This is a genomic window from Anabaena sp. WFMT (assembly GCF_051781005.1).
In the GTDB taxonomy this organism is placed as follows: domain Bacteria; phylum Cyanobacteriota; class Cyanobacteriia; order Cyanobacteriales; family Nostocaceae; genus Anabaena.
On record NZ_JBPWOA010000054.1, the window covers coordinates 55208 to 80180 of the forward strand.

The window sequence follows — 24973 nt, forward strand, 5'->3', positions numbered from 1 at the left end:
AATATTAAACTTGAAGATACTGATTTTTGACAGATGCTAAAGATTGATTGATATTATTGTTGATTTTCTCAAATACATCAATAACTTCAGCCGATATTCGACTCTGATTAATTTGTCCTAATTTAATATCGAGTAAAACAGTTCCATTTTTTTTTATAATCGTTAAATCTTTATGAGAGTTATTGATTGAAATCAAGTATTCTTTACCTTGTACTATAACGTCTCCATTATCTTGAGAAATGCCAAATACATCCCCCATTCGTTGAGCAATTTGGGTAAGACGATTGATAGAATGTAGTTCTTGAAAATCATTATTCATTGCTAAGACTGCTTTTTCTGTTAATCCTGCACCTGATTTAAATTCATTACCAACCTCTACAATTCGCTCAATATATTCTGCTGACTTACCTAACTTTTGTGCAGTCAAATACCAAGTTCTTAATTTTTCTAATGTTGTTTCTTGATCGTGAATACTTTTATCAGCAACTACCTCCTTTTGAACAATGTTGGATGAGGAAACGGGTGTAGAGTTAGGCAACTTTAGCCCATGAGATGACATCACAGATGATGGCTGTGTAGGTATTGCGGAAGATACTTCTGAAGCCGTTGGTGTAATAGATTGTGGTTGTTGATTGGTAAGCGTAGTATCTTGTTCTAGCTTGACTGCGCGTGTGTACCCATCGTTGACAGCTTCCAGCTTATATCCCTGTACTTCTAAATATTGTTTTACCAGTTGGTCAGTACCAGCAGCATTACCCACTATAAAAGAACTTTTGGAAGAGATCGCCTGATCAATCAGTGGTACATAATGTTTATTAAAAGTTTCCAAAATTTGTTGTTGAGTAACACCCCTCCAAGGACCAGAACCTGAAACCATAATCGTGTCATTAGCTGAGTACACACCTGTGTTTGCCCTTTCCCCCCAAGCTTGTTGATAATTACGGGTGCTAGAGGGTGTTTCAGGTGGTGCAGATGATATACCAATGAATTGAGTAGCTACTTTAGCCATTGCCACATCTTTTTGCATATGCGTTGCTACAGCAGCATTTAGGGGTTGAAGATTAGCAAGTGGGTTGGAAGTTTTGGGGGAAGTAGCAATTTCTTGGACAGAATCTTGAGGTTGAGGTGTAGTAACTGATTTTACATCTTCCTTGAATGGCAATTCTGAGGATGCTTGAATAGTCTGAGAATTTTCCAACACTTTAGAATATCCCTCAATCAAAGCGCGAATAAATGGAGATTCTTTACCCTTCCCTTCCCAGTAGTTATCTCTGCTGGAGGTGACATAGTGAGTACAGTTTTCCAGCCATTCCACACCTCCCCTTTGGGTAATAGCTGCAAACAACTTGGGGTGTTGTTCTAACTTGGCTTGGATGATTTCTGCCATTAGCTGTATTCGTGGTTCTCCCAAAGGTACTGTAGTTTTGTAGTGTTGGTAAGCTTGTTCAGCAGAGACAAAAGGCACTCCAGCAGGTTTATCTTGGGTGTAAGTTTCTAGTCCATATTTGCCGGCGGGTACTGCGGCGTTATCACGGAAAGATACAGGATATTCTCCTTGGATTTTGCCTAATTCCTTGGCTTTAACAGTAGGATTAGTCATAGCCGCACCTAGAGGGTCAGAACTTCTCGAACCGATATTCACCGGAGAAGTAATAACAGTAGCTGGGGGTGTAGCTGTAGATAAAGGTGGTATGGCAGGTGTAATTAATGACTGTTCAAGGTCTGCGCTGGGAAAAGGCACAATTTTTCCGTTGACATAATCTCCCAGTGGTTCTGTATGCAGTCCCCATACTTCAGGTTTATCCCTAAAAGTGGCCAGTTCTCGACTGCTGTGTTTTTCCATTGCTGTCCATTGTTGCTGGTATGCTGGATCTGCAATCATTTCTGGGGTGATGCGGTATTGCTTGCCTACTCGAAAGGCAACTTGTTGGGAAGTAGATATTGCGATCGCGCTTCGCGCACTGCCGGAGGCGATGGCGGAACGCCCGTTTTCAGCGATCATCAAAGACGTGCCGGAGGCAATCGCAATATCTCCCTCTTTAAACCCATAAGCTTTGTACGGTTCATAAGTCCTGGTTGTATGACATCTACCATATCCGCGCATAGCATCAATAGTAGTGCTGACAGGTAAAGCGTTGGGTTCACCGTGCATTTTCAGAGGAAACACCATTTGCACAGGTTTACCCGAAATCACAACATCCTTTTCTTCAGGTTGGGAGACAGTAGTGCTATTAGCAGGTAATACCTCAGCTACTGCTGTAGGTTGCAGATTTTCAGGAACTACAATTATTTGCTGCGGTGGATTGTTATTTAATAAATTGGGTGTAACTGTAACAGGTATTGTAGTTGTAGCTAATTCCTGAACTTTATCGAGTTTTTCCCCTATTATATGTGGTCTATTGGGAAGGGAATTAAGATATTGATTGTAAGCACTATTTTTTCCGTCAGCACTTAATGGTTCTCCAAACTTTGCCTTTAAAGCATCAAAATCATCAGATGGAATTGTACTACTAACCAAGTAAATTACAGAAAGACCCTTTTTCGTTTCTAGTGGTACCTCTTGTGGAGGTAAAACATTAAATTCAATATTTTTAGATTTAAACCAATTTTGAACTAATTCTGTTTTGTGGTTGTCCACTGCTATTCCTATTAATCCCAGTACCTTATCTTCCTGACTAGTAAACAACATTGTCGGACGTTCTTTGATCTTCTCCAGCAATAGCCAACTTTTTTCAACCATCACCTCTTGCTTTGTTACCGTATTTAATTGGGAATTATCTTGAAAAGCTTGAGATTCCTTTGTCCAAATTTGGGGATATTGTAATGTGCTGGGTTCAATATTAATAAAAGTGTGAGAAAAATTACTTTGTAATGTACAATTCACAGAACCTTGTTGACCATGTTTAAGCACTCCCAAATTTTGTAGTGCTTCCTTATCTTTTTTATAGTGAAGAACTCCTAATAATTCTCCATTGAGAAAAACAGCATCCCTATTTTTACTGGTTGGTACTTCTAAACTAACGCTTTTATATTCTTCTCCAGTAAAAACTTGACCTTTAAAATCATAAACATTAATCTTATTAATTTTCAACAAATTCCCATGAGGTGATTCAGCAATAATAAAACCACCTTCATGTTGACTATCACCAATAGATTTTAATTTAAGTTGTAGCGGATTCCCATTAGCTAAATAATTTATTTTTCTTAATTCTTGAATTGAATCATTATCCAATTCTCCTAACGTTTGACCAGCTAATTTAATTTTAGCTGTGTCAATGGGAACTGCTACATTACCAATAGCGAGTGTGACTTGTTCATTATTGAAAGTCTTACCTGCATGAGAAAATTTGCTAATTTCTCTAATGGTAATGTTGATTGGTGGTTGTGATGGTAAATTAATAGTTGCTGTGGCTGTATAAGATTCACCAGGTGTAATATATGCTTGTGCCTGAGTACCAATTGGTAATTGGCCTGTTCTTTGTTCCAAAACAGCAAATTCTTTGTATTTTTCATCATTGTCTTTGACAAATACCAATCTAGAATTATGTCTTTCATGTCCTGGAGGATAGCGACTGGCTTGTATTTCTATCGAATATTTTTCTTGCGGATTCCATTCTCTACCAACAAAATTATCTCCTTCCTTACCAATTCCTAATACTTTGAGTTGTGAAAATTGTAATTTATCTAATTGGCTAACTATTTCCTTACCAAAAGTTGCAAATACAAAGTTAGAAACTTTCTTACGAGAGTTTAAACTTGAATTATCTCCTTGTTCTAATTCATCTTGTCGAGAAGCTGATATATTCCATGTTGCGGCGGCGGCTGGTAATTTTTGGTCTTCAGGAATTAAATTATAGAAATTTTCAGCAACAGCATAAGCTTCTTGAAACAATAATTTGATTTGACTTTCTCTCAGTTCAGGTTTCAGTTCAACTAATGTTGCTCCCTGAGTTATCATTCCTGGTTTAAGTTTATAGTCAATTACAGATTGTTGACTAACTGTTCCCAGTTTTGAATATTTAGCTTCTCCATTTTCCGTTTCTCCATCAATTTGCGCTATTGCTAACAAAGTATGGGGACGTTGCAAAGACCGATATTTTTCTGGAATTTCTTCTAAACGAATATTGAGTGTAGAACCTTTCCAAATTCCTGGATGTTCGTAGCGAGTAAGATTAGTGATGGTAATTTCTGTACCATTGCTTGTTTTGACAACAGCATAAGGTCCTTGTTCAGTTTCTCGACGTTTATTCAATCTGGTAGCTACATTGAATTTATCATCAAATTCCTGTTTGGCTAATATAGCCTGAAATTTTTGTTGAGGAGTAAATTCTACACCTTTAAATAAATCTTGGAATTGGATAATAGGACGTGATTCTAAAGCAGATGATTCAAAGTATTTATTAACTTGGTTAATTAGTAACTCCACTGGTGAATAACCAGTAGTGTTAATGCCTTCCTTTAAGTAAGCAGATGAAGATTTTTTATCTTTTATATAATTAACATCTCGATAAAGATAGCGTTTGTTTTCAGCTATTACCTCCATATCAGGTTTTTTGGCACTTTTAAATAAATCCACCGCAATTTGATTTTGGAAACAAGCTTCTTCAATCATTTGTCGGTAAATATTCCGATTAATTGCCATTGCTTGTTCTATCACTTGAGAATTTCTATCTTGAACAGATGCAAGTTTGAGAAATTCCTGCATCTGTTCTCTGTATTCTTCCCTTATGGCTTGAGGATGGTTTTGATTATTTTCTAAATTGACTAATTTTTTATAATGACTACCAACTTGGTCTAAATATTCGGTTTGTTGTTGAGAATTCCCATAAGTTATTAAAGTTTCAATTTCTGACTCTAAAGCTTCCAGTGCTGTCACATGATTATTGATAATACCAACGCTGATACCATCGCTCATGTGAATAGCGATTTCTTCAAATTCAGGTTGTGTACCATCTTCTCTGTAAAAAGATTGCTTTTTCAGTTTGACTGTGGGAGCATAAGCATTTTCAGGCAGATTTCTGTATTCAGCTTCGGCGGTAAAATTTGGATATTTACTGGCTAATTCCACACCAATACAGTCACCATCAAAGTCTCGACCTTGACGTTCTGATTCGGTTTCTATGGGGTCTAATTCTTCGGTTTCAATACCTTGTGCTTTTAGGGCTTCAATCCTAGCTTGAATGCGCTTATGGTCTTCATCGTTGACGATAATAATTCCTGCCAAGGGGTTGCCATCTGGTCCTAAGTAATCTTCAATATGTTTGTTGATAGAAACACATAAACCATTAGCATTTAAAAAAGGTGAGCGAAAATTCAGGATTTTTTCACCTTCTATCATCCAAGGTACACAAATTTCACCATTTTTAAGTTCTTTGGAGGGAATAATCATTCCCCTGTCAAATGTGAGGACACGACCAAGGGCAATATCCCGCCATTCATTTTGTACAAATCGTGTAAGTTCTTGTTTAACTTTCTCAGTTTCTAACAGTTGGTTATGGCCAAGTAAGTCTGCTTTGATAATTTTGTACATTAACAAGTCATCTTGTTCAGATTCACTATCTTCTTGTAAATCATCTAAATTAGGATTATCGTTATATAACTCTACTGGTTTATCTGGTGTTTCATTCTCTAATTGCTCTGGTTTTTGCTGTCCAATAAATGCTTTGCGTTTTTCGTATTTTTCGCAATATAGCTGTGCGACTTTTCTAGGGTCTTTCTGAATTTCTGCAAGTTCTTGTGCTTGCTTTTCTAATTCTTCCGCAAAGTCTTTTATACCTTGGGGGAAAGAAGCTAGTAGTTGAGAAATGGCAGTTTTACCCTTTTGAGACTGTGATTTTTCACCTAACCAAATAGTTTGATTATATAAACCTGGTTTGATTTGGGGTTTAATTGGTGTGGATGGGTTATCTTTATCCGTTCCTTTAAAGCTAGATATGGGGATAATGAGGTCAATTTTGGGTGAATCTTTTCGCCAAGAAAGTTCCTCGATACGCTGCGGACGCAACGTTCCTTTACCAAATCTGTATTTGGTATCCTCTCCATCATTTTCTCTCCATCCAAATCGGTGCTGAATTACACAAAAGTTTTTATCTTTTAGTTCGTTTTTATTAGTTAATTTATTGTATAGCTCGGTTGAAATTTGCCCGTAGCAGTCACCTACTAATTTCCAGGCATCTTCGTTTTTAAGAAATCCTCCGTTTTCTCCGGTGGCATCATCTACCACTAAAATATTGAGTTTTTCATGGATGGCGTTTTTGCATGAGCCTAAAAAAATCGAACCGTAAGCACCACGGTCTTTTCGATCTGGACAGAGTTTTTCAATGACCTCTAAACATTCTGGTGAACCATAGAGTAGCCTAGTTTTGGATGAAAACAGTAACACATCACCATTTGGATGGTTTTTTAAGTCTTCTGCGGTGCAGTGTTCATCCATTTGTCCAAAGGAAAAATCCCTCTCTGGTAAGAAGAATTCTAAAAGTGTATTATCTAGTTTTTCAGTTAAAATTGAATCAGCATTTTTGGCATTACCATCTGTATGAATCCACTGCTTTAGTCTAGTATCAAAATGTTTAAATTCTAGAGTCATGAGTAGTATTTGAGTTTTAATGAATAATAGATTTTTGTGAGGTTTAATATGTCAAGATTAAAACGCTGGCTAAATATCAATCAAAATAAAGTCAACCAAGATGGATATTTGAAACAAAAGTATTATCAACAATTAATTGATGAGGGGATGCCTTCCCATCTTATTGAACAACACGCTATGACATTGAAGAAAAATTATGATCAGTTAAAAAAATTAGATGAAACTGACCCTGAACCGTGGATCAATTACACTGCCTACGATTTCTTTACAGAAGAAGAGAAGCATCAATTTAATGTTGATGGTTCTTTGAAACCAGAGTATGTGAAATATGCTCATAGTATTGGTATCAGTGCTGAATCATTAGCAGAAATGGAACGTCGTAAAAAAATTGAAGTTGATAATTACAATGAATTGTCGGCTCGATATGCGGAACAGGGCATAAATTTTGGTGAACAGCAAATGCAAGCAATTATTTCAAACAACAAAACTTATTTACAAAGAAGGAAGCAGATGGAAATAGATTTGCGTAATTTTGAAGATGTTGATACCTTGCCTTTTGAACCAGAAACACGGTATTGAAATTTGCCAATTTGGTAATTTATACATCACTGTTACAGGAGGTCACAAGGAATAGGTGACAGGTGACAGTGTGAAAAGTCTTTTGTTATCTGGGTTTTATCATCAATTGATGTCCTAAGTAAGTCGGCACGAAAAAAACAAGTTATGTAACAAAATGTAAAATGCCTTCTGCCTCCTGCCTTGCCACAACGATAAATTTCAACGCCTACCTACTTAACATGGGCGATCGCTATAACTACTAATAGTTTCCTCAGATTTGATTCTAAAAGTTATTTCAGTGATGGTGCTAGTAAAAAAAAGTAGAATTGGAGGTAATTTTTGTTTGTCGCTTTATATCGTTTGATATAAATCAAACCCATTTTTGATATAACTGTCTTTACTCCAATTCTCCGCTGTTTTCTTTTTCTTTTTGTCGGTTGTGGGTTAACAGTAGCATTTTCAGTCTTTCCAATATCATCAAATCTTCATCTGTCAACCCTTTATCTTTACTTTCAGCGTCATCATAGAGAGAAATTTCTGCAATTTCTTCCCCATTTTTGCGTTTTAGTTTGAGAATGTCTTTCTCTAGTTGAAGATCGTAGTATTTTCCTGAATATGTTTCTGGTTGTCCTGCTTGTTGCCAAAAAAATCTGATAATTGGGCTGATGTTGTTAGTGTGATTTTTTGAACTATTAACCGATTGGTGTGCGCTCAACAAAGGTGTAATGTTGGAAGGTATTGCATTACTCCCCTGACCGGAAGCTGGGTTGTCTACAGAAACCTTGCTTCTATTCTCAGTGTCCAGAGTATTTTTTGCAGGTTTACTAGAAGCGATAGCGAAGCGCTGCTGCAAGCAGTTCGCCTCCGGTAGTGCGCTCCGCGCAATCGCCAAGTGCTGCTGCAAGTCGTTTGCCGCCGATGGGTGTTTCGCCATAACTTGGCGTTCTGTTATTATCTTCGTTACTGCATTTTGAGCGATCTCCAGAGGTGGGTGTTTCGCCATAACTTGACGTTCCGCCATCGCCTCCTCAACTTCGATTAGTGCTTGACTACCCTCATTTGTATTATTTTTAGCTAATGGTGTAGTAATAGCTTGATGTAATTCTGATTGTGATATGTCTGCGGTGAGGGAAGTGATTACTTCCGGTAGTTCTGGTGCAGAATTCCGCGCCGCACTAATTCCTGAAGTAGTTTCTTGTTTATGCGTAGTTTTATTGGTTAATGGTATTGCTTCCTCCGAAGACAATATTGTTACCGTTGTTTCTATAGCAGGTGTTGGCATTTCTACCTGTTTTTTACCCTGACAAGAATATATTGCTGGTAAATCTCGCTCAGGGTTATAAGATACACCTCGTTTTTTCTGAAGTCCTGGAAAGCTGTATGCTGACCCTAATTTATACCCACCGACTTTGACACCATTCAACTCGAAAGCGATCGCCTCTTTAAACAACCCCCCGGTACTAAATTGGGGATGAACCACAACACTTTGTTGCTGAAGTCTGTGTATCAATTGGGTAACAGTTGGCTGGTCTTTCGTGGCTGCATCAATGATGTCAGCCAACAGTTGGGTAATAGGGGGTTGATTGGAAGAGTGGTGTTTTTGTTTTTGGGTTTGAGAATGGCGATCGCTAATAGTTGTTTCAATTCCAATTTTCTCCACTGTTTTAGCCACCCTATCACTGCTACAAGACACCTCTTCCAAACCGTACTCTTTCTCCAATTGTCGTAATATCACCTCACTGCGGCGATAATCCCAGGAATCTGGCACAACTGAGCCATTCATGCGGATACGCGAAGCAATGATATGAATGTGTTCGTGGTTGGTGTCATGGTGACGGGCAACAACGTACTGGCTTTGATTTAATTCCTCTCCCAAGAATTTCATGGCCTTGAGCCAATGCTGGGCAATTTCTGTGTATTGCTCATCCTCCAAATGTTCATGGTATTCCCCTTTGTTATGGGATACATCGCGGTGAGGAATAGAGAGAATGACATGAGCGCAAGCACGTTGGAGATTGGGGCGAAATCTTCTGGCTGCACCAAACTCTTTAGTTAGTTGTATGGGTGTATTTCCACCCATATTGCTCTCGATCATGGTGGCTTTCTCCTTACCCAGCACATATTCTAGGGTAGAGCGAAAGCTGTGATTTTTAAACTGTTTGCCAATCAATGGAACTCCTTTCAGCACTTTCTACGACGGGTTATGTAGGGGTTGGCTGAATACTTTGTTGAGATAATGATTTTGGAAAATGTGGTGAATTTTAGAGCGATAGCGTACCCCTACGGAGAAGCAAGCTACGCGGAGCGTCCCGGAGGGAACTAGCGCTGCTGCAAGCAGTTCGCCTTCATCATGTCTTTGACTAATCAAATAATCTCTTCTGGTTCATCAACTGTCACCCCACACTCCAGTAGTTGCATTTGTGTTTCCTTGATGGATGTACGCAGGGATTCTACTAAGTTTTCTAGCTGCTCAACATCAAAATTGACGGCTTGTCCTGTTTTCGATGCGTGAGTTGCTGCTGTAGCTATCTGGTTAAGATTCACCCCAATAGCATTCAGTTCTGTGTACAACTTCCAATTTAATTCAGGGGGAGGGGGCAATTCTACAACACGCCGTCGAAATGCAGCACGTCGAATAAATTCTGTGATACTCACTCTGCCTTCTTTTGCTTTCTGTTTAAGTTGCTCGTACTCATCAGCAGCAAAACGAACTGAAAGCCTAATTGTTCTGATAACTCCATCTGTTCTCTGAGTTTTTTTTGGCATGATGATTATTTCCAAAAAAACTTGTTCAGCTAAAAAATGCAGTGAAAATACGATTTTGAGTGGTTGAGTCCGAGTATAACGCATGCACAAAACATGGCTTGCGTCTCACCGGGAATTAAGGCAAACACGATTAAGGTATAATTTATAACGTATGATTATACCTTTCAAACCTTTCTACTGTAGGTATTTCAAGGCTATTTACTTAGTATGTAAATTAATATACAAATGTATAGTCCTTACTGGAAATTGGCTAGGATTGGCTAGGATTGGTTGCTTTTTTGCCACCTAAAAAGTTTATTTAGTTAATTTGTACTATTAAATTATCCATCAAGTGGCTGGGATTGGCTAGGATTGGCTAGGATTGGTTGGGATTGGCTAGACTTACTAAAATGAGTATTATTACTTATAACAACGGAAGTACACAATAATACTTTTCTAACCTAATAGTTTTCCATTAGGGTGTGAAATTTTTTGTGCTTTATTTATTTTATTTGTTTTTAAGCGTGTTTGCATATAAATAGTAATCAAGTTATATCAAAAATTATATCTGTTTTATACTTTTTGTTAGTTTTATATTCATACCTGAATGCTGCAATATAGTTTTTATTATTTATTAGATTTTGTGATACCAGATACCTTACCTATTGGATATTAGGGTTTAAAAATCATAAAAGATAAATGGAATGACTATTATGGCAGAGCAAAAACTTATAACCAAGAGACTTAGATTTCAATTTCGAGAAAATACACCAGATGGAATATTGTTGAATTATTTGGTTAATTATCCCCATAAGAATTTTGATGAATTAGTATGGCAAGCAGCTCGAATATATTTTATGCCATTAGCTTATATCAACGTAAATGGAGTTGATGATAATTTATTGAAGGAAATAACTTTATCATCATTATTTGATTGTTTAAACCATTGGAATTATATTCAAATAAAGTTAAATTTTAATTTACCCTTATCTCAAATAATTCTTCAAAGTATGGACAGTTTTAGTACCGCTTTGATTACAAACGATTCTGTAATAAAACAGAATTATGCTAGTTATCAAAACCCAATAGAACAAATAGTTACTAATAACACAACAGTTCTCCAATCTCCAGAAACTGATCTACATGATGATTTTTGGGATGAAGATGTAGAGGTAGAGATGGAATTAACGGATGAACAAAAGGCTGTTAGACAGGATATTCGTTCTTTATTTGGATAAACACTATAACTAAATAATTTAGCTACTTCCTGAATTCATACTTAACAAAATTCAATCACAAAAAATATATTTTAGTTAATTGGTGGAAAAGTGAGTAATAAAATGACTAAAACTGCAAATAGTGTAACCCCGGATTTAATGCTGGCTATAGATTTAGGTGGTTCTCAAACTAAAGCAATTGGAAGTGTATCTCATAAAAATGACTTTCCTACGTTGCTGTGTATGGAACCAGAAATAGCAGATGTATCAGTTGCGTCAGTAGAAGACTATGAAAAAACTAAATCAGGTGAAACAGATCCAGAGAATACCTGTTGGGTGGGTATTGGTGAGGAATATTATGCTATTGGTTTCCTAGCGAGAAAAAAATATGGTGGTAACTCCTTACTCAAGCAGTTGAAAGAAGAAAATGCAGTACAAAAAATCTGTGGTGTTTTGTGGGTGGTTAGTCAAAAATTGAAACTGATGAACAAATTCACAGTTTCACTTGCTGTTTTATTACCACCTTCAGAATATCAAGATAAGGAGCGTCTTGAATCTAAATTAAAACAGGCACTAAAACGTTTCAATACACCTACTGGTGAAATCAGGATCAAGTTGATAGACTTGAACGTTGTCCCCGAAGGAGTTGGTATTTATCTACATAGACGCACTATTTTGGGAACAAACATTAGGAATTGCAACCTTGCGGTAGTAATGTTGGGATATCGCAATGCTTCTGTACAGATATCTAATAAAGGTGCAGTAACTCCAGGGGTATCAAATACCTTTGGGATGTCATGGATGTTGGATGATTTTGTTAGACGTTGTAGTGGTTTATCGAAAGATGATCCACATCTGATAGCTGCGGTGGTAGCAGCAGGATCTGAATGTAAGTCGGAAGTTTTAGCTACCTTATCACGACGTAAAAGTGAAGCTGAGGTGTTAGCAGAAGCTCAAGATATATCTTTTGCTCTCAAACTTAGTCGGGATGAATATTTTCGAGCATTAGTACGCTGGTTATTACAAGAAATACCCCGTGATATTAATGAGATGATTTTGTGTGGTGGTACTGCGGAATATCTTAAACCAGAATTAGAGGCATATTACAGTAATGTGAAATTGATTTGGAATGGTGGTGTAGAAATTCCCCCAGCACTCGATAAAGTAGGAATGGGTATGCGATTAGCAGATGTATGGGCTTTGTATCAAGTATTGTTTGGTAGTGCCAATTTAACTACTAAAAATAGTAATACTACAACTAATAATTCTGGTTCTACTGTTTCAGGGAACAAGGTTGTTAACCTGCCTTCACCAAAGCCAAAGGGCTTTTTGGAAATGCCAGATAGACTTTAAATTTGTTAATGAAGTCGAATTTTTGTAGCTGGTAGTTTATTGTGATGATTAAACCTTTAAAAATTAAGAGAGGCGATTGCCTTTGGCAGTGTGCTACGCGCAATCGCCTGAGACAACTCCTCCCTTTTTTGGTTCTTCGGTACTTGCTATTCCTCTACGGAATTTGGTCTATTTTGTAACCATTGTTCTAGATCAGCTATCGTTGAGAAATCTAAAAGTGCTTCCCCCAGTAATTCTAACTGTTCAACAGATAGTTGATGAATTTGCTCAATTAAGGTGGATGCAATTACACCAAATCGCCGACTAAGTTGTCGTATAACTAATCGTTCTTCACCTATTAGTTCACCGCGTTCCATAGCCAGTTTTTCTGTTGGGCTAACTAAGGGCATTTTTCTTTCCTCCTCCAAACGTTTAATTTTAGTGATTAATTCTTCTTGCAAATGCTTAGGTAAAGTCATCATTGTATCAATGATTTTGAATAGCTTAACGATTTGTTCTTTCGTTAACCCTCGCTCGTAAAGTTCTCGAATTAACTTCCATTTCCATGCTTCCCGTTCAGTAAGATTACTGGTTGTGGCTTTAGTCTTCAAGTGCGCTATCGTGATGATAGCAAAGGGATTGTTACTAGATTCTAGCTCATTCCAACGCGATTCGTAATCAAGGAGTTTAGCAATGGGAAATTTAAGGTGAGTTTCACCATTTCCAATAGAATAATGATAACAATCAGGTCGCCAATTTGGTCTATTATCACCTAAAATTGCTAGGCTAAGTACCTTGTTGTGGTAAAGATCAAAAGCGCGGTAGTGGTAGATAAACATTCTTTCTGCAAAGTCAACTTCATAATGACTTTGAACTTCAACGTGAATCAAAATCCATACCTGTTGTTTATCTAACAACCAAACTTTATAAAGTTTATCCGCAATCCGTTTTTCTGTTTCTGATGAAGCTGTAATCTCTTGAAGTTCTTTGTCTAGGGGTTGAGGGGATTCTTTCCAATCAATTAATTCATGGATTTGAGGAAAGAAAAAGAATAAGAAGCTTTCAAAATATTCATTTAATGCTTCTTTCCATGATTCATCATAGTTAGCTGTTAATTCAGTCATTTTTTTAGTAGATGAGCATGATTAAAAAAAATATTATATACAGATTTTGCTCTATTTATAATTTTTTTACAATAAATATGATTTGAAAAATGCTTTAACTTTCAAGACTATCGAAGATTGTTCCACAACGCTGGCACATAAAAGAATTATCCCATTTTTTATAAAGTCTAGGGTATTTACGTGAGTATAAAATGTTTTTTCTTAATGCCCAGAATAGATAGATTGGGAAAACTACAAACATTAACAATTCAATCATAGCTAAGGCTTTAAAAATTGTGAATACTATAATACCTATCCAGGTAATAAAAATGGTTTTAAGAATTAATATAATATTTGATTTTGGTTTTTCGGGTGGTGCTGCTATCTTGCCTAGTGATGTAGTATTAGTTTGATTTTTATAAGCAGCAGCAGACTTTGAACCTATAGAACCTCTGACTGTGCTAGTGCTATGGGTGACATTTTCTTGATAAATTAGGGATAATTTACGGGAATTATTACTTTGGCATTTAGGGCAAATAATTAGCATAGTTATCCAGATGATATTTACAGCAGTTTGTATTTTGATGAATTACATTTTCTATGCTGGTTTCCAATCATTGAGTGGTATTAACCAGATTTGATAATGCTATAAATTTATTCAAGCTGTATGATTTTATCCCAGGAGTGACTTTAATGTTTGAATACGCGAATCTAATATTTTCTAGTATAGACATAACAAATATTATTGTCAATGAAAAGAACTATTCCCCCCTTGGTTTATGAGTTTGTAATGATTCAGTTATTGAGGGAAAGATTAAAGGTGAATTTTTTTTCTTTCCCTGTAATAGTAAAACCTGACCAGGATTGATACCTAAACCATAAATTAAGATTTAAAAATGCTATGATTTAGGCTTTTGGATTTTTTACATATTCTCCAAACATGAATTAGACAGTGAGTGATTATCTTTATTTGTTCACGCAGCAGCTTTTTGAGGTGATTTGCGTTTGCGTGTAGAAGTAGTTTTTGGATTAGGAGTTGTATTATTCTTTTTTGGTCTTCCTCGACGTTTTGGTTCTGATTTAATTTCTTTTGCAGGTGGTAAAAGTTTTAGTGTAGGAACAGGAAGAGGAAAAGGAATAGTTTTACTTTTCATTGTTTCGTAAGATGAAATATCATTTTCTAATTCCATTGTCCAAGGATCAGATAATATTTGATAAATAACTGGTTTATTGACTTTAGGAATTGATATTGATATTGATGTGTTGTCTGGTGTAACTGATGTTGTAGCTTGTATTAATTGAAAAATCCCAGTAACAAAATCTATAAACATCGCTACAAAGAAAGTAACAACAATAGCTTCAATCATTAAAGTAAGTATAGATTGCATAATTTTCTCCTAAAACACAGTGATTTTTGGTTTTCATGATTTTCACAAATGTTTCGCGTAGCGATATATCAATATTTTCACTGTATTAAAGCAAGATTTATATGTCGTTATTTAAGTTTTTTTGATGTATATGTAAGACTCAATACTGTCCGGTTGATTTTTGTAACGACCGTCTTGAATGTTAAGTGATGCCTGCGGCGGGCGTAGCCATCACTACATGATTTCATTTTTTGAGCTTAACCGATAAGTATTGATTTAAGACTCGATAAAAGTTGATGTGAGAAATAAATGAAAAATGCGTAAGTTTATTTTTGTTTAATACCAATTCTGTATAAAGATGCGCTCAATTTAAAGATTAGCGAACCGCAGAGACGCAGAGGACACGGAGAAAGAAAATACAAGGTTGAAAAATTCGGCGCAGCCTCATAAAGAAATGGTATAACCCTCTTCTGTCAAAGTGGGGGAATTAAAATAGGAGAGAGAGGCTAAAACCCTTGCCATCAAGGAGGTTTGAGATGAACCTACCAAGAAAAGCAACAAAAACAGTTTCATTTGTAGATGAGTACTGTGAAACATACAAAGATATCTTCCCAGAAGTAAGAAGTTACGAATGTTTGAAATACTTGCATCTGGGAATGATATCGGAAGTAAAAAGAAAGACGCTACCAGCAATAGCAAAGGTAGTAGGCATAACAAATGCTCAATCATTACATCACTTTTTGAAAGAATCACCGTGGTCAGTAGAAAAGTTAAGAGAGAGAAGATTAAAGCTATTATCAAAAGCCCTAAAAGAGAAAAAGTTTATATTGGTAATAGATGAAACAGGAGATAAAAAGAAAGGAAAGAAGACAGACTATGTAGACAGACAATATATTGGCAACTTAGGGAAAATAGAACAAGGGATAGTCTCAGTAAATGCTTATGGAATTTGGGAGGAAGCAGTATTCCCATTAATCTGTAAAGTGTATAAACCTCAAAAGAGGTTGAAACCAGAAGATAAATATCAAACCAAGATAGAAATCGCCAGAGAAATAATAGAAGAACTCAGAGAACGCCAATTCAAATTTGAGGTAGTATTAGCAGATAGCTTGTATGGAGAGAGTAGTGAATTCAGGCGGACTCTAGAGAAACATAACCTCAAATATGTCGTAGCAATTCGGAGTAATCATGGTGTGCTAATGCCTGCTGGAGCTAGGGTTAAGAGGAATAGATGGCAAGAATTTGACCGAGTATTTACAAACGGGAAAAAGGAGAAACGCTACATTAGAGAAATTATTTTTGGTCACCGCCGAGGCGATATTAGATATTGGGAAATTACAACCGACCCGGAACAACTGCCAGAGAACTCTACCTGGTATATTATGACTAATTTACCCGGTAAAATCCAAAAGTCTGTCGGTAATACCTATGGTTTAAGAACTTGGATTGAATATGGATTTAAACAATGTAAAAATGAGTTAGGTTGGGCTGATTATCGCGTAACTGATTATGCTGAGATAGAGAAATGGTGGGAAATTGTTTTGTGTGTCTTTTTGATGGTTAGTTTGCAATCTCCATCCTTTCTCAAATTGGCTGCCGATAATTGTGTCATCAATTCTCCATCCCTTCTATCTCAGTTTCAACAACATCCTTGGTGGCAATTTGGTCACGGGTGGAAGCACATTCTCAATAACTTTCGCTTAGTTATTCAACCTGCTATCTTTTTAGCTTTGATTCTGCCCTGGTTATCAGTTTTTTCTTTCCCCTCTGTTTATCACTATTTGTCAAAACTTGTGGCTTTAATGAATCAATTTCATGTGTACGTACCCTCTGGATAATCCCATTTTTTCTTCTTCCTTAATTCCCCACTTTGACAGAAGAGGGATAACAACAGAAAATTATCCCATACTGGATATGATTGAACCGCAAAATACACAAAGGGAAGAGAGTTTTAGAGAGTTTTTGGTGTGGCTGCATTTATTTTTTCAAAATTGAGAGCATCCCAATTTACCTGGAAATGCTGTATGTAATGTTTTTGAAGTATTCATTATCTAACTTAAAAAATAAAAAATAGGTATTAGGAAACTACTTCCCCAATACCCAGTTTTAAAGTAATCAAAAACTCTAGCAGTAATTTCAAAACAGACTAAGTTGCACACCTGCTACCTTCTTTAGACTGCTAGGAAAATCATGAATTTTGCTAATTGTGCTAGATGTAGAAGCTTGATAATCAATAGGTTTGATAGTCTTGACAACCTGAGAAATATCACTAATCCATTCAATATCTTCCGTGCTGCGACTAAACAACTTATCTACTATTCCTGGGTGAATATGGCATTCTTGAATACACCTTTCATCATTTAGCCAGAAATCATCATCACTGTCTTCACCATTCTCATCATTAGAAGATAATTCTGATGTATCCAAAGCAGCTTCATCTTCTTGTAAAATAGCATCAATTTCCTGCAATCGTTTGGAGACATCATCAATCCTTTCTGAATGTGGAAAAGATTGTCCTACAAGAGATTCCAATCTTGCTTTTTCAACCTTTGCATTTTCAAATTCTTCCTGCAATCTTGGTAGATATTTCGGTAATGAATCTATCATAGTATCAAGACTGATTAAAGGATGAGAACGTTGAAACTCAATACTTCCTTTTTTGTTGTCAATAACCCAAGGGAAATAATATTCATTTCCACAACATTTGATGTAAACGCCTAACTTATTATTACCGGGACGATAATAAGCATACACATCAAAACCTCGGTAATTAGCAACCTTTCTTGTAGAAGTATTTTGATCCTGGAAAATCTCTTTGCACTCCAGCGATATTCGTCTAGAAATTTGCGCTGCTTTTATTTCCTTAAAAACTGGCTTGATTATTTTCAAATCTTCCTGAAGCCAGTCAATCTTGCGTTCTAAATCTTGAATTTTGCGATTCCAGTTATCTATATTCCAACCCAAACTAAATTGTTGTCTTTGATGACTCCTTTGTTGAATAAGTAGAGAATTCAACTCACTACGCAAATTGGACTCCTCAATTAACAGAGAATTTCCTGTAGCCATTGACTTAATTTGAGCATAGGAATAAATTCCCTGATCACAATCTTCAACATTATCCAAATCCTCACCATTGAGGAATTTAGCAGTCATTTCCTGCTTCCATTGCAAAGTTTGCCATCTGAGAGCATCTAGACGTTCAGTAATATACCTAAATATCCACACAAAAGGTAGGGTAAAACCCATAAATTCCCCATTTCCCTGCCTAATACCTCTCCCCTCCCTTTGAGTAAGGTCAGATGGTCGCCAAGGAGCATCTAGGTGGTGTATAGCCCATAATCCGCGACGGTGGACATTGCAACCTGTACCTAATTTCTTTGTGCTTCCCAGTAAAATACGCACCTGACCAGAATCAATTAACTCAAACAGTTTAGTCCGTTTAGATTTATTGAAATCATGGACAAACGCAATTTGTGATTCTGGAATTCCTAATGCTATAAACAGCATTTTCAAATACAAATATGTACTGTATTTATCTGGTTTAGGAATACTAGCATCACAGAATATTAATTGAGTTCCCTTGACAGTATTCGTCAGTTTCCAAATTTGCCAACTATTCCAAACACACTCATGCAACTTACTGATATCTGCTTCTTTATTTTCTCCCAATAAGCGCATAGTTAAAGCAGCTTTTGTGAGGTCCGTTGTTACCTTCAGCATATTATCAATGCTGGGTGCAACTTGCCGAGTGTAAATTTTCTCAGACCTTTTGAGAGCATCCCTAAGAAATTGTAATTGTGCTGGAGATGGGTCTACAACAACATCAATAAACTTAGGTTTGGGACGTTTTAAAACATCACCAATGTTATCATTTGTGCGAAGGTCAACAAATTGATCCATTAGCCCTCGGAGAGCTTGGATATTGCAGAAACTCTTAAACCGAGTCACTACTTTATATTTACCACTAGCAGTAACTTCAGCCGAAGAAGTAGGTTCGGCAAATTGACTAGCCCATTCATCGAAAGTTTCTATTCCCAATTCTCGTAATTTAGGAAGTTGAAACATCCGCATCCAATTAAATAATTCTGCCATAGTATTGGACAGAATTGTACCCGTTGCACCAATTACCTTTCCTGTGAATTTAGAACAAGTTTCTGTGAGCATATCTCCCAGAATATGCAGAATCTTCATGTAGGTATCACTAGCACGTTGACTCCAACTTTTGGGAATACCTCTGATGTTATACATCTTGGTAATAATCGAGAGATTCTTAAATTCATGAACCTCATCTATCACCAACATATCTGTCAAATTATCAAAATCAATGTGATTGTCTTTTCTTGTGGATGCTGTTACCTTGTTGATTTTATTTTCTAGGCTTTTTAACGCCTTCTTTAATTGTTTAGTGGTGATTCTATCGTTTGACTCGTTTCTCAAGAAAGCTTGGAGAATTTCTTTTTCTTGATTGTGGAACGCTAATTGATAATCTTCCGATAATGCTAAACTGAAGAATTGGGAGTGAGTAATGATAGTGCAATCAAAATCCCCTGTTTGAATGGCAGCAGTGAAGATTTTTCTCCCTTCGGCATCTAGCTTTTCAGGAACTAATAAGTTTGCCATTGGATAGAGATATCTAAAACTCTCTTCAATTTGCTTTTCAGTGCCATTCAACACAACTAACATTGGCTTGTTAGCTAATCCTAACCTCCGACATTCCATGATAGATGCAATCATGGTATATGTTTTACCAAGTCCCACATCATGGGCTAGGAATGTGGCATTTTCTTCAAGGATTCTCGAAACACCATCTAATTGCCAATAGTTCAATTGCACATGAGGATTACTACCTGGAAGCTGGAGGTAATTACCATTATATTTTCGGGCAGAGAAAACATTAATTTGTGTGTTGTAATATGTATACAGTTCCACACATCTTTGTTGATTCTCCCAAATCCAATTTCTAAAGGCAAATTTGATGACTTCTAATTTAGCTCTGGCTTCTTCTGTTGCTTCGTTAGATGCTAGAGTATTAATGGTATCCTTGCTTTCGTAGATAATGATTCTGGGGTCTTGACGATTTAATCCTTTTTCCAAAAGTTTGGCACTATCTATATAACTTGTGCCGTATTCTGTAAGGTCGTCAGAATTCCCTCCTATTGTCCAAAAAGATGTGCTAGATGAAGTAATGTGAGATATCGTTACTTTAATTTTCAATATCTCTTTCGCAAACTGCTGGTAAATTTCTGGTTTAATCCAGTTTGTACCCAACATTATGTGAATCTTCTTGTTCAAGATTTTATCTTTTTGGGAATCTGTGAGAGAATTCCAATCAATATTGGATGTTTCTAGACAAGTAAGTTTGATATCTTCTGTAGCATCGGGAAGCATTGGTAACGGTTGAACTGCTTTGAGTGCTTCTATGTTTTTGGCTAAATTAACTGCGATTGCTTCTTGCAGTTTTCTGTAAACGTTACCAGATAAATATTGAGCAGCAAGTTCCCATTTCTGGTTAATTGGATTATAAAAGATGAGATTATCAGCATCGAGTTCTTGAATGATTTCCTCTTGACTCAGGTTGCTAATTTCTGAGATATAATCCAAATCTAGACAACCTTTGATATTCAGTGAATGTGTCAAAGCATCTTGGGCTGAATTAACTTTTGTAGGAGCAGAATATGAACGACAGACTCGTTTAGAGAAAATATCAGCTAATTTGTAATTGCTCTTTTCTAGAGTTCTGACTAAATAATAGTTGGGGTCTTTTCCCAGATGTATTAGGTTGTACTTACTATTGATTCTGCCCCATTTATGAATGAATGAGTTGTAGCTGTTTTTAAGTTCTTGTTGGAGTTGTGTTAATTCCTCATCATTTACTGTTTGTTGGGCATTGATAACTTTTATTAAACAGCTACGTAGTTGCCAAAAATCTTCAATTCGATTTCTCTCTACAGTTTCTACTAAAACTAAATGGCTTTTCGCTCTTTGATAAATTTGGTTTTCATGAATACAAAAAGCCATTTCTTTAATATGTTGCAGTTCAGGGAGAACTAACAGAAGATCTTCAGTTTCCTTTCTAGGAGAGTAGTTAACATTTAGAGGTATTTTGCACAGGGATTCAGATAAATCTCTGCCGTCATCTAATAGTGCAAAACCTTCACCGTACAGTTTATTAATGCTTGGTGTACCTAATAAGTGATGTACATGAGGATAGATTCTCTGTTGTAAATGTGTGTATTGGGGAGATTTTTGCAGTTGGTTTTGATAATATTTATCAAAACTTCTGCCTTGAAATTCACTCAAGAAATATTCGTTGAGATGAGCTTTAGTTTTGTCACCTTCATTACCCCAATCTTGAGGAACAATTTGTACTTCTTGAGTATTTATCCATTTTGATGTATTAGCATGACGAGGATTTTTGACTTTTTGAAAGATTAGTAGAATGGGACTAACTTGAGTTCTAGCTATGGTGTTAAATACTCCACTAGGAAGTCTTACGGCTGTTACCAGTTCTAGTTTTTGTCCTAACCAAGCTCGGAACTTTTGAGAACTAGGAGCATCTAAAGTGTATGTAGAAGTAATGACTGCAATTAACCCTTCTTCTCTTACCAAGTCGGCAGATTTGGCTAGAAAATAGTTATGGATATTGACTCCGAGAAAGTTATATTTTGAGTCATTTACTCCATAATCACCAAAGGGAAAATTCCCACATACCAAATCAAAATATCCTTCTGGGAAGCTGACTTTTTCAAAACCCTGATTATAGATTTGAGCTTCGGGATATAAATGTTTGCCTATTGTAGCGGGTGTTTTATCTAATTCAATTCCAAATAGTTTTGAGTTGCAGCGTATATCTTCTGGCATTAATCCAAAGAATAAGCCTGTACCGCAAGCTGGTTCTAAGATTCTGCCTCCGGTAAATCCTATGCGCGATAGCATTTCCCAAATACTACGGATGATTTTAGGTTCTGTATAATGGGCATTTAATATGCTACTAGCAGCGTTATTAAATTCATTTTGTTCCAGTAAAGTTAGCAATTCTTTTTGTGCTTTAGCAACCCATCTGCTTTGTGGATTTAAGCTAAATATTTCTGGTAAACAACCCCATCCGTTGAATTTGGCTAATGTTTGTAGTTCCTCTTGGTTGGGTAAGTCATTGAGTGTTTGTAGAGTAATAATTGCCTGTTTGTTGTTTTCCCATCTTTGTTGGGGTGTGGCTTTTAATTCTGATTCTATTGTTGAATTGATTGTAAACATATACCATTGCCAAAAAATAGTTTTGGTAATGGGCGCATAGCGCAAATTTACGATTTAAATATGTTATAGATATTCGCATTCAAGTCAAGTATGGGCAGTAATAATTGAACGCAGATAAACGCAGATGATTTGGGAGCATCCCAAATGTGTAAGTTTATTTTTTGTCTGATGTCAAGACATGAAATGAACTAACCACGAAGGAGCGAAGGACACGAAGGTAAGAAGCAAGAAGAGAGTTTTCAGATACTTATTCTGCTTTTTTGTAAAATTGTGATGATTCCGATGATTTTGTACTTCATTAGACTAGGAAATGCTATATGTGCATCTTTAAAGTAAAATGATATCAGAGAAAAAATATAGCTTACATTCATTAGTAAGCCATATCATTTATAAATAATTTGTGAACATTTATGGTTGAAAAAATTACATTAACAGGTTGAAAAACTTGAGAATTTAAATGTTGAACAGTATTAAATATGCCTCCAAAAGTTCTTACTAATTGTTTTTAAGCTGACAACTTTCCTGTTATTACCAGATTCTGCTGTATTTTCACCTTGAACAGATTCAGTCGCCAATAAAGATTTTAGTAGTGATAGTTGGTGGTCTACGTCTCCTACATGACGGTATATTAAGGATGGTATTATTTTCATGCCCAAAGGTGTAGGGACAATTTTTAGATATTGGTTTAATGTCTCTAAATAATTGCTATTTGCGAATTGTCTTTCAGCTACATAAGGGCGTAATATTTCTAGCAATTGAATAGCTCTTTTGATTTCCAAAGAATCAGAAGTATGATCAATTTGAGGTTGGCTTTCTCGGTAGCCTTTCATTTTCTTTTCAGCAATGAGATTGTTGAATTTAGAAACTGCTTGTTGAAAATTACCAAATGAGTGAATTTTCTGTTGAGATTTGTAGCCTACTCGACCCCATTCAACAGTTAAATTTTCTTGCTCAACTTTAGCACTCCAGAACTTATTGCTATTCTGGGCAGCATCTACGAATACTAAATATATTTCCATGATGATTACAACGATATTTCATGGTGGTAAACCGCTAAAAACTCTCATTGGTATTTAGCGGTTTAGTGATTTATGGCTTACTTGACTACTGAAAGCGATAGCGAAGCGCTGCTGCAAGCAGTTCGCTTACTTCTGTACCGGAGACAATCTAATTGGTACGGAATTTAGAGGTACGAAGACTTCTCTTGGAAACCTGCACAGGACTAGAAGCTGGTCGTGCCACCTTTGACCAAGACTGCATCCGTTCAACAGCAGCAGCATCTTGAACAGCTAAAGGCGTAATATTTCGCTGGCAATTTTCTAAATCAGCTAGTGTCACCTGCTGCGGTCTTCCTTCATCAAAAGCCAGTAGTGCGGCTTCTGAGGCTAGAGTTTCCAATTCAGCACCACTAAACTTGCTGGTACTAGCAGCGATCGCTTCCAGATACTCTTCAGGAACTTTTATACCGTAGCGTCCTAGATGAATCCTGAGAATTTGACAACGTTCAATTTCTGTGGGTAGGTCAACAAAGAAATTCTCATCAAACCGTCCTTTTCGCTTAAACTCAATCGGTAAAGCCGTCGGATCATTACAAGTTGCTACCACAAACACCCCTGCCGTACACTCAGACATGAAAGTGAGGATATTTCCTAAAATTCTTTGTGAAACCCCAGAAGTATCGCCATTAGCGGAAAGCGCCTTCTCAACTTCATCAATCCATAGAACACAGGGAGCGATCGCTTCTGCTGTACTGAGTGCGCGGCGGACATTACCTTCAGATTCTCCCACCAGACTACCAAGCATTGAGGCAATGTCTAGTTGCAACAATGGAAGATTCAGGATGGTGGCAATATTCTTTGCTACTATTGATTTACCTGTCCCCGGTGGTCCTGCTAATAGAACCCCTTTAGGTTGGGGTAAATTGAGCGATCGCGCTTCTTGGGAAAATAACCGACGACGGCGTTGCAGCCAATCCCGTAGTAAATCCAGACCGCCAAAAGGTATTGTTGTGGGTTTACCCAGTTCAATACCCATTTGAGCCAATAGCCGGGTTTTGTATTCGACCACTAAGGAAATGACTGTTGCATCAATCACAATGCCTTGAGAAGTTAATCGTTCTTTCACAGTCAACCGCAGAAAGTCGCTAATTTCTTCCAAAGTTAGTCCTAATGCTGCTCTTGCTAAGGTTTCTTTATCTTCAGTGGTAAGAGAAACCGTAAAATTCACCTCTTGCTCACTGGCAGATTCTTGCAAATAGAGTAAATATGATTCTAAGTGGTCTTGAATTTGTTCAATGCTGGGTAAAGGAACTTCACAGCAAGGAATTAGCCTCAATAAAGATTCATGCAGTTGAATATTTTGACCCAGAAGTACAATGCGCTTTTCAGTTGGTTTGAGACGATGGTATAAGTTTTTGACTCTGGTGAGAATTTCCCAACTCAATTGCAGGGAGTTTTTGCCCACAAAAGGGTGAATATCTCCCAGAATGAAAACCCCATTCCCCTCGAAATTGTTGATGTACTCGAATACATATATTAGAGGGTCTATGTGAGGAGGCTTTTTATAAGTCTCAATTGATTTGAATACCAGTCCACCGTCGTCAGCAATCAGACATTGTTCTAAGCTGGATACTCCTAAATTCCAGAAATACACAGGACTGTTGAGTTTGTCCATAACTTCAGTAGTTAACCATTGAATAATAGTTGCTTCTTCAGGAGATAGAACCTCTAAAGCCACAATGGGTATTTGAGAATCAATGGTGGTAATTAGGTTTGATAGTTTCATGGTTGTGAATAAGGAATTTTATTTGTT

The 24973-nt window shown here is 36.7% G+C and carries 13 protein-coding genes; 4 read left to right on the forward strand and 9 right to left on the reverse strand.

Annotated elements, in window-relative coordinates:
- Positions 1–4: 4 nt before the first annotated feature.
- The gene (locus ACSQ6I_RS26545; RefSeq protein WP_438893202.1) at positions 5–6586 is read right to left on the reverse strand and encodes a hypothetical protein; all 6582 of its coding nucleotides are present in this window, start codon (positions 6584–6586) and stop codon (positions 5–7) included.
- A 48-nt stretch (positions 6587–6634) separates the two neighbouring features.
- Between ACSQ6I_RS26545 and ACSQ6I_RS26550 the strand changes: the two genes are divergently transcribed.
- Positions 6635–7165 (forward strand): hypothetical protein, encoded by a 531-nt coding sequence (locus ACSQ6I_RS26550; protein ID WP_438893203.1) that lies wholly within the window; start codon positions 6635–6637, stop codon positions 7163–7165.
- Between the two features lie 376 nt (positions 7166–7541).
- Here the strand turns inward: ACSQ6I_RS26550 and ACSQ6I_RS26555 are convergent, their stop codons facing one another.
- Both ACSQ6I_RS26555 and ACSQ6I_RS26560 read right to left on the reverse strand, forming a co-directional pair.
- A complete protein-coding gene (locus ACSQ6I_RS26555; protein ID WP_244887775.1) occupies positions 7542–9332 on the reverse strand; it encodes a relaxase/mobilization nuclease domain-containing protein in 1791 nt (596 codons plus the stop codon).
- Positions 9333–9508: 176 nt separating this feature from the next.
- Positions 9509–9910, reverse strand: coding sequence for a plasmid mobilization protein (locus ACSQ6I_RS26560; protein ID WP_042466388.1), 402 nt, complete (start codon positions 9908–9910; stop codon positions 9509–9511).
- A gap of 692 nt (positions 9911–10602) precedes the next feature.
- Between ACSQ6I_RS26560 and ACSQ6I_RS26565 the strand changes: the two genes are divergently transcribed.
- A complete protein-coding gene (locus tag ACSQ6I_RS26565) occupies positions 10603–11127 on the forward strand; it encodes a hypothetical protein (protein WP_438893204.1) in 525 nt (174 codons plus the stop codon).
- Between the two features lie 102 nt (positions 11128–11229).
- Complete coding sequence (locus ACSQ6I_RS26570) at positions 11230–12459, forward strand: ParM/StbA family protein (RefSeq protein ID WP_438893205.1); 1230 nt, start codon at positions 11230–11232, stop codon at positions 12457–12459.
- Between the two features lie 146 nt (positions 12460–12605).
- On the opposite strand, the gene ACSQ6I_RS26575 is transcribed toward ACSQ6I_RS26570, so the two are convergent.
- From ACSQ6I_RS26575 to ACSQ6I_RS26585, 3 genes are all read right to left on the reverse strand, one after another.
- Positions 12606–13562, reverse strand: coding sequence for a DUF4351 domain-containing protein (locus ACSQ6I_RS26575; RefSeq protein ID WP_015364299.1), 957 nt, complete (start codon positions 13560–13562; stop codon positions 12606–12608).
- Between the two features lie 94 nt (positions 13563–13656).
- On the reverse strand, positions 13657–14088 hold the full coding sequence (locus ACSQ6I_RS26580) for a hypothetical protein (RefSeq protein WP_438893206.1): 432 nt from the start codon (positions 14086–14088) through the stop codon (positions 13657–13659).
- 427 nt (positions 14089–14515) lie between these two features.
- A complete protein-coding gene (locus ACSQ6I_RS26585) occupies positions 14516–14929 on the reverse strand; it encodes a DNA-binding protein (RefSeq protein WP_438893207.1) in 414 nt (137 codons plus the stop codon).
- 515 nt (positions 14930–15444) lie between these two features.
- On the opposite strand from ACSQ6I_RS26585, the gene ACSQ6I_RS26590 reads away from it, so the two are divergent.
- The gene (locus tag ACSQ6I_RS26590) at positions 15445–16746 is read left to right on the forward strand and encodes an IS701 family transposase (RefSeq protein WP_438893208.1); all 1302 of its coding nucleotides are present in this window, start codon (positions 15445–15447) and stop codon (positions 16744–16746) included.
- Positions 16747–17044: 298 nt separating this feature from the next.
- Here the strand turns inward: ACSQ6I_RS26590 and ACSQ6I_RS26595 are convergent, their stop codons facing one another.
- The 3 genes from ACSQ6I_RS26595 to ACSQ6I_RS26605 form a co-directional block, all read right to left on the reverse strand.
- The gene (locus tag ACSQ6I_RS26595) at positions 17045–22162 is read right to left on the reverse strand and encodes a DEAD/DEAH box helicase family protein (RefSeq protein ID WP_438893209.1); all 5118 of its coding nucleotides are present in this window, start codon (positions 22160–22162) and stop codon (positions 17045–17047) included.
- A gap of 470 nt (positions 22163–22632) precedes the next feature.
- On the reverse strand, positions 22633–23181 hold the full coding sequence (locus ACSQ6I_RS26600; protein ID WP_438893210.1) for a WGR domain-containing protein: 549 nt from the start codon (positions 23179–23181) through the stop codon (positions 22633–22635).
- A gap of 148 nt (positions 23182–23329) precedes the next feature.
- Entirely contained in the window at positions 23330–24946 is a 1617-nt protein-coding gene (locus tag ACSQ6I_RS26605; RefSeq protein ID WP_438893211.1) for an AAA family ATPase, read from the reverse strand.
- Positions 24947–24973 lie beyond the last annotated feature (27 nt).